Here is a 16,737-nt window from a genome sequence, read left to right as displayed (position 1 = left end):
GGGGGTGGCCGCAGCCACCCCCGCGCCCCGCGTGGTCAGGCGCCGGCAGGAGCGCCGGTCAGAACGCGGTGACCGCGTCCAGGGCGTTGACCACGCCCTGCCCGTAGAAACCGTTCACGTCGGCCGGGCCGGCGCAGGTCGCCGTGGTGATCGACTCGCCGGAGGCGGTCACGCGGCGGTAGGTGAACTCCGCCGGCACCGGGCAGGCCACGTCCTCGGCGGTGCCGAGCAGCAGCGCCTCGGTCAGCGACGGGTCGAGGGTCAGGGTGCCCGGGTGGGCGGGGTCCTTCTCCCCGTGCTCGCTGACGATGAGCGCGGCGACGCCGGCGGCGTGCGGGGCGGCCATCGAGGTGCCCTGCAGGTAGCGGTAGTAGGCGCTGGTGCCGTCCTCGGTCACCTCGCGCACCACGGACGCGGTGGTCGGCTCGCCGTCCTCGTCGATGGCGCCCTCGGCGGCGAGCACGCTCTCCGGGTAGGTGGAGAGGATCTGCGCGGCCGCGTCCGCGCGCCCGTTCGGGGTGTCGTACGCGTCGCCGCCGGGCGCGGCCACGTCGGCCTGCTCGGTGCCGTAGTTCGAGTAGTACGCCTTGCGCCCGGACGGGCCGACGGACGTGACGGTCACGACGCCGTCGCTCTCGGCGGGCACGCTCAGGCAGGTGGAGTTGTCGATGGTGCGCTCGCGGGCACCGACGGGGTTGCCCTCCTCGTCCAGCGGGAAGTTCGGGCTGGAGGCGTCCACGCCGGGGGCGCCGAGGTCGGTGGCGGCGTTGCCGGCGGCACCCACGGGCAGCACGCCCTTGCTGCGCGCGTAGTCGATCGCGCGCTGCACGGCGGCGACGGTGACGCGCTGCTCGGCCTGCTCCTCGGGGGAGTCGGCGGGGTTGGCCTGGCAGTTGTACAGCCACGGGTCGACGTAGAAGCTCATGTTCACCACGTCGACGCCGGAGTCGCCGGCGAAGGTGATGGCGTCCAGCACGGGCTGCAGGAAGAAGTACCCGGAGTCCTGGCCGGCGCGCAGGTTGACCAGGTTAACCCCGGGGGCGACGCCGGCGATGCCGAGGTCGTTGGTGGCCGCGGCGATGGTGCCGGCGACGTGGGTGCCGTGGCCGCCCTCGTCGACGTCGGCCGGGTCGACGCAGCCCTCGACCTCGCAGGGGCCGTCGACCTCGGGCAGGTCGGTGACGAAGTTGCGGCTGCCGGCGGCGTCGAAGTTCGGCGCCAGGTCCGGGTGCGAACCGTCGACGCCGGTGTCGATGACGCCGACGGTGACCTTCTCGCTGCCGGGCTGGACGCGGTACGAACCCTCGGCGGTGGCGTCGATGGCGGCCATGTCCCACTGCAGGCCGGCCAGCGGCTCGGCGTCGGGGCCCTTCGCCGCGGACGACTTCAGCGCGACGCCGGCGGTGGCGTCGGCGACGGTGGCGGTCAGCCGCTCGACGGCGTCGTCGGCCTCGTCGGTGCCGTCGGGCGAGGTGCCGATGCGGCGGTTGGCGGCGGCACCGAGCAGGCCGGGGGCCTGCTCGGCCCGGGCGGCGAACTCCTCGGACTCGGTGCGCACGAAGGCGTACCCGACGGACTCGTTGCTGGACACGACGGTGCCGCCGGCGGCGGCGATGGCCGCGCGGGCCATCGCGTCGGTGGTGCCCTCGTCGTAGAGGACGACGTACTCACCGGCGGTGCGGACCGTCACGCCACCGGCGACGGTGCCGGTGGTGGTGCTGGCAGTGGGGTCGGCCGAGGACGCGGTCTGCGTGGCGGCGAGGGTCGCCGCGACGAGCGAGACGCTCAGCGCGGAGGAGAGGACGATCTTGCGCACGTGGCCTCCTGGTTGATCGGACGGGCCATCACCCGTCCGGCGCAATGGCGTGGCCGAGTGTGGTGCTCAGACTGCGCACAGACAAGGGGGCGCGCTGAGCAGATCGTCGATCGCGACGTCGCCGCGACCACCGTCCTCAGCGCCGCACGACGTCCAGCAACTGGTCCAGCAGCCGCCGCCCGTCCATCCGCAACCCGTCGTGCTGGTAGGCGTTGGTGACGAGCGTGCGGGCGCCGCGCACCTCGCGCGCGGTGCGGGCGCTGAGCGCGTACGGCACGAACATGTCGTCCACGTACACCGCTGCCGTCAGCGGGACCGCGTTGCGGGCCAGCGCGTCCGGGTCGTACAGCGCGGGCAGGTCGGCGCGCCGGGCCAGCAGGTCCGCCGCGCCGCGCAGCGGCACCAGCGCCGGGTCCTGCTCGAACTGCCACGGGTACACGTGCTCGCCGGTGAAGCGGAACGGCGCCCCGGCGGGCGCGTCGAGGGAGAACCCGGCGAACTCCTCGCGCACCCGGTGCGCCGACCAGGCCGTGGCCCCGCCGGTGGCGGCCCCTTGCGCGTAGATCGACTCGTGCAGCACCGCGTACAGCGGGTGCGCCGCGAACGAGAGCCGGCGCCCGGCCTCGAGGAGGAACCGCCGCCGCAGCCGGCGCTCGCCGCGCACGGTGGTGAAGGGGTCCTCCAGCACGAAGTGCAGCGCGTCGAAACCGGACTGCTGACCCAGCGCGATCCCCAGGGTGCGGAACCGGGCGGAACTCAGCCGCTCCCCCGTCGGCAGGAGCTCCTCGGTGTCGTCCAGGTGCTGCGCGACGGCGCGGGCGACCGCCTCGTCGCGCGGGTACCGGGCGAAGAACTCCTCGTTGCGCACGGCGGTCTGCGCGTAGGTGAGCCGGTACACCTCGTCGGCGCTGCTGCGCAGCCCCGGCAGCCCGGCGGTGACGAGCGCCCCCGCCAGTCCGTGCGGCGCCTGCGACAGGTAGCAGGTGATGACGAAACCGCCGTAGCTCTGCCCCAGCGCCCACCAGGGCTCGTCGTCCTGCAGCGCCCCGCGCAGCGCCTCGGCGTCGGCGACGACGGAGTCGGCGCGGAAGTGCGCGAGGTACCGGGCCTGTGCTGCGGCACCGCCGACCTCACCGAGGGACTGCGCGTCCAGCGGCGTGGAGCGGCCGGTGCCGCGCTGGTCCAGCAGCACCACGCGGAACTCCTCCAGCGCCCGGTCCAGCCAGCCGCCGACGACGTCCGGGCGCGGTGCGGGGTTCCCGGGCCCGCCCTGGAAGAACACCAGCCGCGGGGCGCGCTCGCGCCCGTCGCGCACGTACTCGCGGGCGAACACCTCCACGGCACCGGGTTCGGCGCCGGTGCGGTCCAGCGGGACGGTCAGGACGTGCTCGTGCACGTCGTGGCCGTCGACGCGGTGGGACTCGGTGGCGAGGCCGGTCGCCGGGACGGGGACCACGGCGTCAGGCGCCGAAACCCGTGCCGGTGCGCCGGGCCCGCGCCCGCAGCTTCTCCCCCTTGTCCACGGCGGTCTGCCGCAGCGCCTCCTGGAACTCCACGACCCGCTCGCGCAGCGGCTCGTCGGTGGCGGCGAGGATCCGCACGGCCAGCAGCCCGGCGTTGCGGGCCCCGCCGATGGAGACGGTCGCCACCGGGACCCCGGAGGGCATCTGCACGATGGACAGCAGCGAGTCCATCCCGTCCAGGTGCCGCAGGGGCACCGGCACGCCGATGACGGGCAGCGGGGTGACGCTGGCGAGCATCCCCGGCAGGTGCGCGGCGCCGCCCGCCCCGGCGATGACGACGCGCAGCCCCCGCTGCGCGGCCGAGGCGCCCCAGGCGACCATGTCGTGCGGCATGCGGTGCGCGGAGACGACGTCGGCCTCGTAACCGATGCCGAACTCCTCCAGCGCCTTCGCCGCGTCCTCCATGACGGGCCAGTCGGAGTCCGAGCCCATGACCAGGCCGACCTCGACCGCCTGCGCGCGTGCGTTCACTCGTCGATCTCCCCCGCGATGAAGGCCGCTGCGTGCCGGGCGCGCGCGCGGACGGATTCCAGGTCGTCGCCGTAGACGGTGACGTGGCCGAGCTTGCGGCCGGGCCGCTGCTCCTTGCCGTACAGGTGCACCTTGACACCCGGGTCGTGGGCCATGACGTGCAGGTAGGAGCGGTACAGGTCGGCGTGCCGCTCCTCGATGCTCGCCGGGCCGAGGACGTTGACCATGACCGTCCAGGGCGCGCGGGCGGCGGTGTCGCCCAGCGGCAGGTCCAGCACGGCGCGCAGGTGCTGCTCGAACTGGCTGGTGACGGAGCCGTCGATGCTCCAGTGCCCGGAGTTGTGCGGGCGCATCGCCAGCTCGTTGACGAGCACCTCGCGGCGCCCGTCCCGCTCGACCTCGAACACCTCCACGGCGAGCACCCCGGTGACGCCCAGCCCGCCGGCGATCCGCAGCGCCGCGCCGGTCAGCTGCGCAGCCACGTCGGGGTCGAGGTCCGGGGCGGGTGCGGTGACCTCGTGGCACACCCCGTCGCGCTGGACGGTCTCCACGACCGGCCAGGCCGCGGCCTGCCCGGAGGGGCTGCGGGCGACCAGGGCGGCGAGCTCGCGCACGAACGGCACGTGCTCCTCGGCCAGCAGCGGCCCGCGCCCGGCCCAGTCGGCGAACCAGGCGTCGGCGGTGGCCCAGCCGGCGTCGTCCGGGCCGTCGAGCACGAGGACGCCCTTGCCGTCGTAACCGCCGCGCGGGGTCTTCAGCACCACCGGCCAGCCGGCGCCGGCCGCGAACGCCTCCACGTCGGCGCGGCCGCCCACGCGGGCCCAGCGCGGGCACGGGACCCCGAGCCCGGTGAGGCGCTCCCGCATGACGATCTTGTCCTGGGCGTGCAGGAGGGCGTCGGCGCCGGGCTGCACGCTGGTCAGCTCCGCCATCGCGCGCAGCCCCTCGGCGGGCACGTGCTCGTGGTCGAAGGTCACGGCGTCGCACTCCGCCGCGAAGGCGCGCAGCGCCGCCACGTCGCCGGCCGCACCGACCGGGGCGGGGGTGATCACCTGGGCGGCGCTGACGTCGGGCCCCTCCGCGAGCACCCGCAGGCGCAGGCCCAGGGCCACCGCGGCCGGCTGCATCATGCGGGCGAGCTGACCGCCGCCGACGACGCCCACGACGGGGAAGCCGCCGGGTCGCGCGTACGGCGCGGGGTCCGGCCGGGCGCCGGCGGAGGCGTCGGAGGGGGCGGCGTCGGAGGGGGCGGCGTCGGAGGGGGCGCTCGTCACAGCAGGGAGGGTAGGCGACGGCCGCGGACCCCCGCGCCCGGCGTGTCGGGGAACTGGAACGCACGGCGTGTCGAGGGCCTCCACACGGTCGGTGACGGCCCGTGGGTCCACCCTGGTTCCGGGATGCCCGTACCGGACGGGTGGTGAATCCTTGGGTCCGCTCCGTGGACCCGCGGAGCGTCCCACGGAGGGGGAACCTGCAGTGCTCACCGTCATCGCCTGCGTGGCGCTCGTCGTCGTCGGCATCCTCGGTGCCGTCAAGATGGAGGACCACCTCGACCCGTCGAAGGGCCGCAGCCGCGCCGACCGCTGACCACCGCGCGCGGGGCGCTCCCAGGCGGATCCGTCACACTGCGGGCTCGAGACGGACGAGCCCCGCGCGCGGCGGGACGCGACGAACGGAGCACCGCCCACCGTGGCTTCCCAGACGGCTGACCAGCCCCCCGGCACCCCCCGCCCCGGGCTGATCGCGCGGTTGCGCGCCACCTACGAGGTGCTGGCGCGGGAGGCCGCGAAGTTCGGCGTGGTGGGGGCGGTCGCCTTCGTCACCGACTTCGGCGTCTTCAACCTGCTGCGCTACGCCGGCCCCGACGGCGTGGGGGTCCTGCACCACAAGCCGCTGACCGCCAACGGGATCGCGGTGGTCGTCAGCGTCGTGGTGGCCTGGCTGGGCAACCGCTACTGGACCTTCCGGCACCGCCGGCGCGCCTCGGCGCCGCGCGAGCTGCTGCTGTTCGCGGTGATGAACGGCGTGGGCCTGCTCATCAGCGCCGCCTGCCTGGGCTTCACGTACTACGTGCTGGAGCTGCGGGGGCCGCTGGCCTCGAACATCTCCGCGAAGGTCGTGGGGGTGGGGCTGGGGACGCTGTTCCGCTGGTGGGCCTACCGCCGCTTCGTGTTCGTGGAGGAGCTGCGCGAGGAGGGCTGGGAGGCCCCCCACCAGGGCGACGCCCTGCGGCCGCCGGGCACCTCACACCCCGCGCAGGTGGACGACGTCGGCCGCGGCCAGGCTCGTCCGGGCCCCGTCTGAGCCGAGCAGCAGCAGCCGGCCGGTGCCGTCGACGTCCTCGGCCGTGCCCGTGAGCACCCGCCCGCCGGGCAGGTGGGCGCGCACGGGCGCCCCCAGGGTGAGGCAGGCGGCGCGGTAGGCGTCCGCCGTGGCCGCGGGGTCGGCCGCCCACTCGTCCAGCCGGGTGCGCAGGGCCCGCAGGTAGCGGCGCAGCACGGTGTCGCGGTCGGTGCCGCGCGCCCCGGCCAGCACCAGGGACGTCGGCGGGACCGGGCCCGCAGCACCGTCCTGCGCAGCGCCGGGGCCACCGGGTGCCGGCGGCAGCTCGTCGGCGCGCTGCGTCACGTTGAGCCCGGCGCCGAGCACGACGGCGCCGCCGCGCACCTCGGCCAGCACCCCGCAGACCTTCCCCGGGCGCCCCGGCCCGCGCACGAGCACGTCGTTGGGCCACTTCAGGCCCGCGTCCACGCCGAGGGCGCCCACGGCGTCCACCACGGCGAGGCCGGTCAGCAGCGGCAGCCACGACCACCCCCGCGGGTCGGCGGCCGGGCGCACCAGCACCGACACCGCCAGCCCCGCCCTCGGGGGCGAGCTCCAGGTGCGCCCCAGGCGCCCGCGGCCGGCGTCCTGGTGCTCGGCCACGAGCACGGTGCCGTCGGGGGCGTCGTCGCGGGCGCTGCGCTCGAGCAGGTCGGCGTTGGTGGAGCCGGTGCGCACCACCACGTCCAGCGCCGCCCACCCGCCCGGGCCGAGCAGGGCGCGGCGCAGGGCGAGCACCCGCAGCGGGGGCCGCTCCAGGTCGCTCCAGGGTCCGGCGGTGCCCGCGGGGTCCACGCGGCCCACCGTAACGGCCCGCTCCGCGGAGGGGCGGGTCCTCCGCCTCGACCGATGTGTGCTTAGGTTTGCCTGTCCTACCCCGCCGTTCCGTCGAGGAGTCCCCGTGCCCGTGCGCGCGACCCGCCGTTCCCTGCTGCTCAGCGCCCCCCTGGCGGCGCTGGCCGCCGCCACCGCCTGCGGGTCGCAGAGCTCGGGCGCCACCACCTCCGGCTCCACCGCCGCCGGCACCGCGGCCGCGGACGCCTTCCCCGTCGAGGTGCAGCACGCCCTGGGCACCACCACCGTCGAGGCGGCCCCCGATCGGATCGTCACCTGGGGCTGGGGCTCCCAGGACGTGGTGTGGGCGCTGGGCCTGCAGCCGGTGGGCGTGCCGGAGGTGACCTACGGCGGCGAGGACGGCGCCTACCCGTGGTGGGAGGGGCACTACGACCCCTCCGCCACCACGTCGATCGGCGCCAGCGAGACCGGCGAGGTGCCCTTCGAGGCGATCGCCGAGCTGGCCCCCGACCTGGTGCTCGCGGTGAACTCCGGCCTGACCGAGCAGGACTGGGACACCCTCGCGCAGGTGGCCCCCACGGTCGCCTACCCCGACCAGCCGTGGCAGACCACCTGGCAGGACCAGGCGAAGCTCATCGGGCAGGCCGTCGGCAAGGCGCAGGAGGCCGAGGACCTCGTCGCGAAGGCCGAGGCCGACGTCGCCGCGCGCGCCGCCGCGAACCCGCAGCTGGAGGGCAAGACCTTCGCGTACGTGTACGCCACCGCCGCGGGCCTGTCGGTGTACCTGCCCGGCGACTCGCGGGTGGACACCCTGCACGGGCTCGGCCTGGTCGACGCCCCGGGCGTCACGGCGCTGGCGCAGTCCTCCGAGGCGTTCTACGTGGAGGTCGCCAAGGAGCGGGTGCGCGACCTGGACTGCGACGTCCTCGTCGGCTACGGCGAGCTGACCCTCGAGCAGCTGAGCGCCGACCCCGTGTACGCCACCATGCCCGCCGTCGCGAACGGCGCGGTGGTCTGGCTCACCGACGAGAACCTCATCGCCGCCACCTCCACCACGCTGCTGAACCTGCCCTGGCAGCTGGACCGCACGGTGCCGATGCTGGCCGACGCCGCCGCCGCCGCGGAGGCCGCCGCGTGAGGCGCGCCGCCTGAGGAGCACCGCCGGCAGCGCCGCTAGGGTCGGCGCGGTGAGCACCGCACCGCGCCGGCCCACCGCCCTCGACGCGATCGCCGAGGACCACTTCTCCGCCCTGCTGCGGCTGCAGCCGGCCCTGGCGCTGTCCGTCGGCGCCCCCGACCCCGCTCCCGGCCTGGGCGACCGCTCCCCCGCCGGGCTGGCCGAGCTGGCGGACCTGGCGCGCAGCACCCTCGCCGCCGTCGAGGCGACCGGGGCCGCCGACGACGTGGACCGCGTCACCGCCGCCGCGCTGCGCGAGCGCCTCGGGGTGGAGCTGGAGCTGCACGAGGCCGGCGAGGACCTCGGCGAGCTGAACGTCATCGCCTCCCCGGTGCAGGACCTGCGGATGGTCTTCGACCTGGTGCCGACCGCGAGCGAGGACGACTGGGCCGACGCGGCACGGCGGCTCGCCGCGGTCCCGGCGGCGGTCGAGGGCTACGTGGAGAGCCTGCGCACCGCCGCGGCCCGCGGGCGGGTCGCCGCCGTCCGGCAGGTGGGGGCGTGCGCGGCCGAAGCCGCCTCGTACGCCGCCCCGGAGGGGTTCTTCGGCGCGTTCGCCGCGGCCGCCGCGGTGGACGGGCGGCCGCTGGAGGGCGCGCTCGCCGCGGACGTGGCTCGCAGCGCGGGCGAGGCGGCGCGGGCGTACGGGCGGCTGGCCTCGTTCCTGCGCACGGAGCTGCTGCCGCAGGCGCCGGCCGACGACGCCGTGGGCACCGAGCGCTACCGGCTGTTCTCGCGGTACTTCCTCGGCGCCTCCGTGGACCTGGCCGAGACGTACGCGTGGGGCCTGGACGAGGTCGCGCGGCTGCGCGACGAGATGGCCCGCACCGCGCGGGAGATCACCGGCTCGCCGGACGTGGCGGCCGCGGCGGCCGCCCTGGACGCCGACCCGGCCACCGTCGTCACGGGCGCACCGGCGTTCCGCGACTGGATGCAGCAGCGCTCCGACGAGACCGTGGCCGCCCTGGCCGGCACCCACTTCGACGTGCCCGAGCAGGTGCGCCGCCTGGAGTGCCGCATCGCCCCCACCACGGGCGGCGGCATCTACTACACCGGGCCCAGCGAGGACTTCTCCCGGCCCGGGCGCATGTGGTGGGCGGTGCCGCCGGGGCAGAGCACGTTCTCCACCTGGCGCGAGGCGACCACCGTGCACCACGAGGGGGTGCCGGGGCACCACCTGCAGATCGGGCAGGCGGCGGTGCGCGCGGAGGTCCTGAACCGCTGGCGCCGGCAGGGGTGCTGGGTCTCCGGGCACGGCGAGGGCTGGGCGCTGTACGCCGAGCGCCTCGCCGCGGACCTGGGGTTCCTGCGCGGGCCCGGCGAGGTGCTGGGGATGCTCGACGCGCAGCTGCTGCGCGCCGCGCGGGTGGTCATCGACATCGGCGTGCACTGCGGCTTCGAGGCGCCCGCCGAGGTCGGCGGCGGCGCGTGGACGTACGAGGCCGCGTGGTCGTACCTGACGAGCTGCTCGGGCAACCACGAGGACGTGCTGCGCTTCGAGCTGGACCGCTACCTGGGCTGGCCGGGGCAGGCGCCGAGCTACAAGGTCGGCCAGCGGCTGTGGGAGTCGGTGCGCGCGCAGGTCCAGCGCCGCGAGGGTGCCGCCTTCGACCTGGTGGCGTTCCACCGCCGCGCCCTGGACCTGGGCTCGGTCGGCCTGGACGTCCTGCGCGGGGCGCTCCTCGGCTGAGGGCGCCCGGCGGCCGGGTGGGAGGATGCGGGCGTGCCGTCGCTGCTGCTCGCCTCCGCCTCCCCCGCCCGCCTCGCCACCCTGCGCGCGGCCGGCCTGGACCCCGCGGTCGTCGTCTCCGACGTCGACGAGCCCGCCGTGGTCGAGCGCTACGGCGTCACCGACGGCGAGGACGTGTGCCTGGTGCTGGCGCGCGCCAAGGCCGAGGACGTCGCCGGTCGCGAGGAGGTCCCCGAGGACGCCCTCGTGCTGGGCTGCGACTCCGTGCTGGAGGTCGAGGGCCCGGACGGCGTCAAGCAGGTGCACGGCAAGCCCGCCGACGCCGCGCAGGCCCGCGAGCGCTGGTTCGCCATGCGCGGGCGCAGCGGTGTCCTGCACACCGGTCACTGGCTGGTCGACGCTCGCGAGGACGGCTCCGGCGCGACCCTGGGCGGCGTGGCGTCGGTGACGGTGCACTTCGCCGACCTCACCGACGCCGAGGTCGACGCCTACGTGGCCACCGGCGAGCCGCTCGCGGTGGCCGGCGCGTTCACCCTGGACGGCCTGGGCGGGGCGTTCGTGCGGGGCGTGGAGGGCGACCCGCACGCCGTCGTGGGGGTCTCGCTGCCGCTGCTGCGCGACCTGGTGCGCGAGGCGGGCGTGGCGTGGCCGGAGCTGTGGGCCCCGGGTGCGGGGGCGCGCGGGGAGGCTGCCCGCACGGGCGGGCAGTAGTCTCAGCCGTCGCCCGAACCCCCGCCGAACCCCCGGAGAACACCGCATGACCTCCCCCGAGCCCGCCGCCGAGCCGACCGCCCCGGGTCCGCTCGCGGTGACGGGCCCCGTCACCAAGGTGCTCATCGCCAACCGCGGCGAGATCGCGGTGCGCGTGGTGCGCGCCGCCCGGGACGCGGGGATCGCCTCCGTGGCGGTGTACTCCGAGGGCGACCGCGACGCGCTGCACGTGCGGATGGCCGACGAGGCGTACGCGCTGGGCGGCACCACGGCCCGCGAGAGCTACCTCGACGGCGCCAAGCTCGTGGAGGTCGCGCTGCGCGCCGGTGCCGACGCGGTGCACCCGGGCTACGGGTTCCTCTCGGAGAACGCGCAGTTCGCCCAGTCGGTGATCGACGCGGGCCTGACGTGGATCGGCCCGCCGCCGGCGGCGATCGAGTCGCTGGGCGACAAGGTCTCCGCCCGCCACCTGGCCGCCCGCGCGGGCGCGCCCCTGGTGGCCGGGACCCCGGACCCGGTGGCCGGCGTGGACGAGGTGCTGGCCTTCGCGGACGAGCACGGCCTGCCCATCGCCATCAAGGCGGCGTTCGGCGGTGGCGGGCGCGGCCTGAAGGTGGCGCGCCGGCGCGAGGACGTCGCGGAGCTGTTCGCCTCGGCGGTGCGCGAGGCGGAGGCCGCGTTCGGGCGCGGGGAGTGCTTCGTGGAGCGCTACCTGGACCGCCCCCGGCACGTGGAGACGCAGGTGCTGGCGGACGCGCACGGCGGCGCGGTGGTCGTCTCCACCCGCGACTGCACGCTGCAGCGCCGGCACCAGAAGCTCGTGGAGGAGGCGCCCGCGCCGTTCCTGAGCCCCGAGCAGGACGCCGAGCTGCGCCGCGCGTCGCTGGCGATCGTGCGCGAGGCCGGGTACGTGGGCGCCGGCACGGTGGAGTTCCTGGTGGCCGCGGACGGCACGCTGGCGTTCCTGGAGGTCAACACCCGCCTGCAGGTCGAGCACCCGGTGACCGAGGAGGTCAGCGGCCTGGACCTGGTGGTGGAGCAGTTCCGCATCGCCCGCGGCGAAGCGCTCGGCTACGACGAGGTGCCCACCCGCGGGCACTCGATCGAGTTCCGCGTCAACGGTGAGGACCCCTCGGCCGGTTTCCTGCCGCGCCCGGGCAAGCTGACCCGCTTCTCCCTGCCGTCCGGGCCGGGCGTGCGGGTGGACACCGGCATCGACCCGCGCGCCGCCGCGGTCAGCGGCGGGGTGGAGATCTCCCAGGACTTCGACTCGCTGCTGGCCAAGCTGATCGTCACCGGCGCCACCCGTGAGCAGGCGCTGGCGCGCGCGGCGCGCGCCCTGGCGGAGTTCCAGGTGGAGGGCGTGCCGACGGTGCTGTCGTTCCACCGCTCGGTGGTGGCGGACCCGGCGTTCACCGGGACGGGCCCGGCGGGTTTCGCGGTGCACACGCGCTGGATCGAGACGGAGTTCGACGCCTCGGTGCTGCCGGGCTCGGGCGACCTGCACGCCGCGGACGGCGGGCCGGCGCACCGCGAGACGATCGTGGTGGAGGTCGCGGGCAAGCGCCTGGAGGTCTCCCTGCCGGTGGAGCACCTGAACGCGCAGCTGTCCCGCGCCGGGCACGAGATCTCCCGGGCGGGCGTGGCGGCCGGTGCGGCCGTGGCCCGCGCGTACCGCAGCACCACGCACCGCGGTGGTGGGCGCGGCCGGAAGGGCTCGAAGGCGCAGGGGGGTTCGGCGGCGAACCCGGACGCGCTGGTCGCGCCGATGCAGGGCACGATCGTGAAGGTGGAGGTCGCCGACGGCGACCGCGTCGAGGCGGGCGACCTGGTCGCGGTGCTGGAGGCGATGAAGATGGAGCAGCCGTTGACCGCGCACAAGGCGGGCACGGTCTCCGGGCTGACCGCAGCGCAGGGCGACACCACCACCACCGGCACCGTCATCTGCGAGATCGTCGACTGAACCCCTCCCTGTGCCGGTGCGGCGGCACCGGTGCGGCACCGCGGCGTGGGAGCCTCGGCCGCGTGACGAGGGTGCAGCGGGTGAGCGGTGCGGTCGGTCGGTGGTTCACGGTGATCGTCCTGGTGGCCGGGGCACTGGCCCTGGCGTCCCCGGGGACGTTCGACGGCTGGTCGCCGGCGGTGCCGTGGCTGCTCAGCGTGATCATGCTGGGGATGGGCATGACGATGCGCCCGGGCGACTTCGCGGTCATCGCCCGGCGCCCGTGGGCGCTGCTGCTGGGCGTGGCGGCCCAGTACACGATCATGCCGCTGCTGGGGTGGGGCATCGCCCAGCTGCTCGGGTTCTCGGCGGTGCTGACGGCCGGGATGATCCTCGTCGGCGCGGCCCCGGGCGGCACCGCCTCCAACGTGATGGTGTACCTGGCCAGGGGCGACACCGCCCTGTCGGTGGCGATGACCTCGGTGTCCACGCTGCTGGCCCCGGTGCTGACGCCGCTGCTGGTGCTGGCCCTGGTCGGCCGCTCGCTGCCGGTCAGCGGCGCGGCCCTGTTCACCTCGATCGTGCAGATCGTCCTGGTGCCGGTGCTGCTGGGGCTGGGGCTGCGCCTGCTGCTGCCGCGCCTCGTCGAGCGCTGCCTGGACGTGTTGCCGCTGGTGTCGGTGGCCGGCATCACCGCGGTGGTCCTGGTGGTCGTGGCGGGCAGCGCCGGCACGGTCCTGGACGTCGGCGCGCTGGTGGTCCTGGCCGTCGTCCTGCACAACCTGGGCGGCCTGCTGCTGGGCTACGGCGTCGGGCGCGCGTGCGGCCTGTCCGCGGCGAGCCGGCGCGCGGTCAGCATCGAGGTGGGCATGCAGAACTCCGGCCTGGCCGCCGCGCTGGCCACCGTGCACTTCGCACCGGCCGCGGCGCTGCCGGCGGCGATCTTCTCGGTGTGGCACAACGTGTCCGGCTCGCTGCTGGCGAGCTGGTGGTCGCGCCGGCCGGTGGCCACCGGCGAGGGCGCCGACCGGGCCGGCGAGCCGGTGGGGCCCGGCGAACGCTGACCGGGCTCCTCAACGCGGCAGGACCGAGGCGTCGCCCGTGGAGGTGCGCACCGAGATCCGCTGCCCGGAGGTGGTGTCGACGGGCACCTCGACGACCTCGTCGCCGAGGCCGGTGCTGACGTCCACCGCGTAGGTGCCGTCGGTGGGCACCCGCACCGTGGCGTCACCGGTGCCGGTGGTCACCTCGACCGTGGTGGGGGCGGTGTCGAACCACGCCTCCACGTCGCCGGTGCCGGCGCGGGCCCGCAACGACGCCACCTCCCCGCGCACCTCCAGCTCGCCGGTGCCGGTCTCCACGTCCAGCGACCCGCCGCTCGCGGAGTCCCAGCGCACGTCGCCGGTGCCGGCGCGGGCGGTGACGGCGCCGAAGACGCCGGTCAGCTCCTGGTCGCCGGTCCCGGTGCGCAGGTTCAGGTCGAGGCCCTCGGGAACGGTGAGCTCCCAGTCGACCTCGCAGGGGCTGAGCCAGCTGCCGCTGCCGCAGTCGGCGCTCAGCCGCAGCTCGCCGTCGACGACGTCGGCGCTGGAGCGGGCGCGCGCCCAGCCGTCGTGCACGAGGGTGCGCAGCTGCACGCCCTGCGCGGCGGGGTCGGCGACCACCACGACGTCGCCGGTGCCGCCCACGGTCCGCACGGCGGCGACGACTCCCCCGATCTCACGGGTGGACTCGGTGCGGGTGGCGGTCAGGTCCCCCAGCACGTCCACGGCGCCGAAGCCGACGACGGCCGCGGCCAGCACCGCGAGGGCGGCGCGCCCCGCAGGGCGGCGCGGCGGGGCGGGCGGGGGTGCGTCCACCGCGAGCGGCACGGTGGGGGCGCTCACGCCGCACCCCCGGGCCGGGCGGCGGACTCCAGGTGCCGCAGCACCGCCAGGACGCGGCGGTGGTCCTCGGTGGCCGGCGGCAGCCCCAGCTTGGCGAAGATGTTCGACACGTGCTTCTCCACGGCCTTGTCGGTGACGACCAGCCGGGCGGCGATGGCCGTGTTGGAGCGGCCCTCGGCCATGAGCTGCAGGACCTCCAGCTCGCGGGGCGTCAGGTGCTCCAGGGGGTCGTCGCGGCGGGCCCGCGAGAGCAGCTGCGCGACGACCTCGGGGTCGACGGCGGTGCCGCCGGCGGCGACGCGGCGCAGGGTGGTGACGAACTCGTCGACGTCGCCGACGCGGTCCTTCAGCAGGTAGCCGACGCCGCGGGCGCGACCGCCCAGCAGCTCGGCGGCGTAGCTCTCCTCCACGTACTGCGACAGCACCAGCACCGCGGTGCCGGGGTGGCGGGCGCGCACGAGGATCGCGGCGCGCAGGCCCTCGTCGGTGAACGCCGGCGGCATGCGCACGTCGGTGAGCACCAGGTCGGGCTCGTGCTCGGCGGCGGCGCGCAGCAGCGCCTCGGCGTCGTCCACGGCGGCGACCACGTCGACGCCCTCGGCGCGCAGCAGCTGCACCAGGCCCTCGCGCAGCAGCACGGAGTCCTCCGCCAGCACCACCCGCAGCGGTGCGGCGTCCTGCTCCGGCGCGGCGGCGGGCGCGCTCACCGGGAACCGCCCGCGGTCCACGGCACGGCGACCTCCAGGACGGTGGGGCCGCCGGCGGGGCTGTCCAGGCGCAGCCGGCCGTCCACGGCGGCGAGGCGGTCGCCCAGCCCGCGCAGGCCGCTGCCGCCGTCGGCGACGGTGCCGCCGGCGGGGGCGGCACCGCCCACCCCGTCGTCGCTGACCCGCAGGCGCAGCAGCCCCTGGCCGGGGGCGGCCTCGTGCCACAGCTGCACGACGGCGCGGGAGGCGCGGGCGTGCTTGGCGGTGTTCGTCAGCGCCTCGGAGACGCAGAAGTAGGCGATGGCCTCGGCGGTGGCGCTGGGCCGCTGCTCGGCGGGGAAGAGCACCTCGACGTCCACCGGGACGGGGCTGGCGGCGGCGAGCGCCGAGACGGCGGCGTCCAGGCCGCGGTCGGTGAGCACCGGCGGGTGGATGCCGCGGGCGACGTGGCGCATGTCGGAGATGGCGGCGGAGGCCGACCCGCTGGCGGCCTCGAGGAACTCGCGGGCGGCGTCGGGGCCGCCGCGGTCCAGGGCGCGCTTGGCCATGCCGAGCTGCATGGCCAGCGACACCAGCCGCTGCTGCGGGCCGTCGTGCAGGTCGCGCTCGATGCGGCGGCGCTCGGCCTCCACGGAGTCGACGGTGCGCGAGCGGGTCTCGGTGAGGGTCTGCACGCGCCGGCGCAGCACGGCCTCGCGCTCGCGGCGGCCGGGGCCGAGCAGGGCGCGCGCCGAGCGCACCTCGACCGCGGTGAACGCGCCCGCCACGAGGGGGGCCAGCAGCAGCAGCACCAGCCCGCCGGCGACGACGAGGAACCCGGGGGCGTCGAGGGTGCCGGGGATGCCGAAGGGCCAGCTCAGGGAGTCGTGGTCGAGCCCGGCGGCGAGGGCGGGGGCCACCAGGGCGGCGAGCCCGGTGCCGGTCAGGGCCAGGACGACGCCCGCGCCGAGCACGCCGAGGGTGCACACCACGGCCAGGTGACCGGCGTACCGCCAGGGGCGCACGTCGAGCACGACGCGTCGCCACCAGGACCCCTCCGGAGCCGCGCGGGGCCGCCCGGGGACGTGCACGTCCAGGACGGCGGCCAGCCGGTAGCGCTCCAGGCGGCCGCCGGCGCCGACGAGCAGGCGCGCGGGCAGCAGCAGCAGCAGACCGGTGCCGAACACGGGGACCAGGGCGATCCCCACCACCAGCAGCACCAGGGCGGTCAGGTGCAGGCCCAGGACGAGCGGGTGCAGCACCAGGTGCACCACCGACCACCAGCCCCGCGCCCAGCCCCGCAGCGCCCCGTCGCGGTCGTCCGCCGCTGGAAGCGCTGCGGCCCAGCGCATCGTGTTCTCGCTCACGTCCTGAACAGTAGGGCCGCACGGGGCCGCGGTGGGACGGTGCGCACACCCCGGTCGCGGGTGGGGAAAACCCCACCGTCGCACGGGGGTGCGCGCCAGGGACCGGGCCCCCCGACGGCCGCCAGGGTCGTGGACGCACCCGTCCGGGTGCGTCCAGAACCCCCGGGAGGTCCCCGTGCGCACCCCGACAGCCGTCCGCCCCGACGAGCGCGACGACCCCGCTGAACCCCGCGTCCCCGACGGCTCGCGCGGTTCGGCGGTGGCGCGCTGGTCGCTGCGCCACCGCGCGCTGGTCGTCGTGGCCTGGCTGCTGCTGCTCCTGGCGGGTGCCGCGGCGTTCGCCGGCGGCAC

General features: G+C 76.4%; 14 protein-coding genes. 6 read left to right on the top strand and 8 right to left on the bottom strand.

Annotated elements, in window-relative coordinates:
• Positions 1–58: 58 nt before the first annotated feature.
• From ACRYR9_RS17260 to ACRYR9_RS17245, 4 genes are all read right to left on the bottom strand, one after another.
• Positions 59–1,816 carry a S8 family serine peptidase gene (locus ACRYR9_RS17260; protein ID WP_432494000.1) on the bottom strand — a complete coding sequence of 586 codons (1,758 nt, stop codon included), beginning with the start codon at positions 1,814–1,816 and terminating at the stop codon, positions 59–61.
• A 136-nt stretch (positions 1,817–1,952) separates the two neighbouring features.
• Entirely contained in the window at positions 1,953–3,272 is a 1,320-nt protein-coding gene (locus tag ACRYR9_RS17255; protein ID WP_432494002.1) for an alpha/beta fold hydrolase, read from the bottom strand.
• A gap of 4 nt (positions 3,273–3,276) precedes the next feature.
• Positions 3,277–3,771, bottom strand: coding sequence for a 5-(carboxyamino)imidazole ribonucleotide mutase (purE, locus tag ACRYR9_RS17250; protein WP_432494083.1), 495 nt, complete (start codon positions 3,769–3,771; stop codon positions 3,277–3,279).
• 35 nt (positions 3,772–3,806) lie between these two features.
• Positions 3,807–4,973 (bottom strand): 5-(carboxyamino)imidazole ribonucleotide synthase, encoded by a 1,167-nt coding sequence (locus ACRYR9_RS17245; protein ID WP_432494085.1) that lies wholly within the window; start codon positions 4,971–4,973, stop codon positions 3,807–3,809.
• A gap of 526 nt (positions 4,974–5,499) precedes the next feature.
• On the opposite strand from ACRYR9_RS17245, the gene ACRYR9_RS17240 reads away from it, so the two are divergent.
• Positions 5,500–6,114, top strand: a complete 615-nt coding sequence (locus tag ACRYR9_RS17240) for a GtrA family protein (RefSeq protein ID WP_432494004.1) — start codon at positions 5,500–5,502, stop codon at positions 6,112–6,114.
• Here ACRYR9_RS17240 and ACRYR9_RS17235 read toward each other — a convergent pair.
• Entirely contained in the window at positions 6,055–6,927 is an 873-nt protein-coding gene (locus ACRYR9_RS17235) for a biotin--[acetyl-CoA-carboxylase] ligase (protein WP_432494006.1), read from the bottom strand. The two genes, ACRYR9_RS17240 and ACRYR9_RS17235, sit on opposite strands and share 60 nt — an antisense overlap.
• A 106-nt stretch (positions 6,928–7,033) precedes the next feature.
• Between ACRYR9_RS17235 and ACRYR9_RS17230 the strand changes: the two genes are divergently transcribed.
• The 5 genes from ACRYR9_RS17230 (at position 7,034) to ACRYR9_RS17210 (ending at position 13,511) form a co-directional block, all read left to right on the top strand.
• The gene (locus ACRYR9_RS17230) at positions 7,034–8,065 is read left to right on the top strand and encodes an ABC transporter substrate-binding protein (RefSeq protein ID WP_432494008.1); all 1,032 of its coding nucleotides are present in this window, start codon (positions 7,034–7,036) and stop codon (positions 8,063–8,065) included.
• A gap of 49 nt (positions 8,066–8,114) precedes the next feature.
• Positions 8,115–9,794: a DUF885 domain-containing protein gene (locus ACRYR9_RS17225; RefSeq protein WP_432494010.1), complete on the top strand. Its 1,680-nt coding sequence runs from the start codon at positions 8,115–8,117 to the stop codon at positions 9,792–9,794.
• 33 nt (positions 9,795–9,827) lie between these two features.
• A complete protein-coding gene (locus ACRYR9_RS17220; protein WP_432494012.1) occupies positions 9,828–10,505 on the top strand; it encodes a Maf family protein in 678 nt (225 codons plus the stop codon).
• A 46-nt stretch (positions 10,506–10,551) separates the two neighbouring features.
• Positions 10,552–12,468: an acetyl/propionyl/methylcrotonyl-CoA carboxylase subunit alpha gene (locus ACRYR9_RS17215; RefSeq protein ID WP_432494014.1), complete on the top strand. Its 1,917-nt coding sequence runs from the start codon at positions 10,552–10,554 to the stop codon at positions 12,466–12,468.
• 62 nt (positions 12,469–12,530) lie between these two features.
• Positions 12,531–13,511, top strand: a complete 981-nt coding sequence (locus ACRYR9_RS17210) for a bile acid:sodium symporter family protein (protein WP_432494016.1) — start codon at positions 12,531–12,533, stop codon at positions 13,509–13,511.
• 9 nt (positions 13,512–13,520) lie between these two features.
• Here the strand turns inward: ACRYR9_RS17210 and ACRYR9_RS17205 are convergent, their stop codons facing one another.
• Genes ACRYR9_RS17205 through ACRYR9_RS17195 form a run of 3 tightly spaced genes read right to left on the bottom strand, consistent with a single transcriptional unit; the run spans position 13,521 to position 16,386 of the window.
• Complete coding sequence (locus ACRYR9_RS17205) at positions 13,521–14,333, bottom strand: DUF4097 family beta strand repeat-containing protein (RefSeq protein ID WP_432494018.1); 813 nt, start codon at positions 14,331–14,333, stop codon at positions 13,521–13,523.
• Complete coding sequence (locus ACRYR9_RS17200) at positions 14,330–14,998, bottom strand: response regulator (protein WP_432494087.1); 669 nt, start codon at positions 14,996–14,998, stop codon at positions 14,330–14,332. Before ACRYR9_RS17200 ends, ACRYR9_RS17205 begins: the two co-directional genes overlap by 4 nt.
• A gap of 38 nt (positions 14,999–15,036) precedes the next feature.
• Entirely contained in the window at positions 15,037–16,386 is a 1,350-nt protein-coding gene (locus ACRYR9_RS17195; protein WP_432494020.1) for a sensor histidine kinase, read from the bottom strand.
• Positions 16,387–16,737 lie beyond the last annotated feature (351 nt).

The organism is Kineococcus auxinigenes (genome assembly GCF_050871525.1).
In the GTDB taxonomy this organism is placed as follows: domain Bacteria; phylum Actinomycetota; class Actinomycetes; order Actinomycetales; family Kineococcaceae; genus Kineococcus.
Note: the sequence above shows the minus strand (reverse complement) of the source record. Positions and strands in the feature narration are given on the sequence as shown.

Coding starts and splice junctions, on each gene's coding strand:
- purE (WP_432494083.1), bottom strand. CDS start 3,771: ATGGGCTCGGACTCCGACTGGCCCGTCATGGAGGACGCGGCGAAGGCG.
- ACRYR9_RS17215 (WP_432494014.1), top strand. CDS start 10,552: ATGACCTCCCCCGAGCCCGCCGCCGAGCCGACCGCCCCGGGTCCGCTC.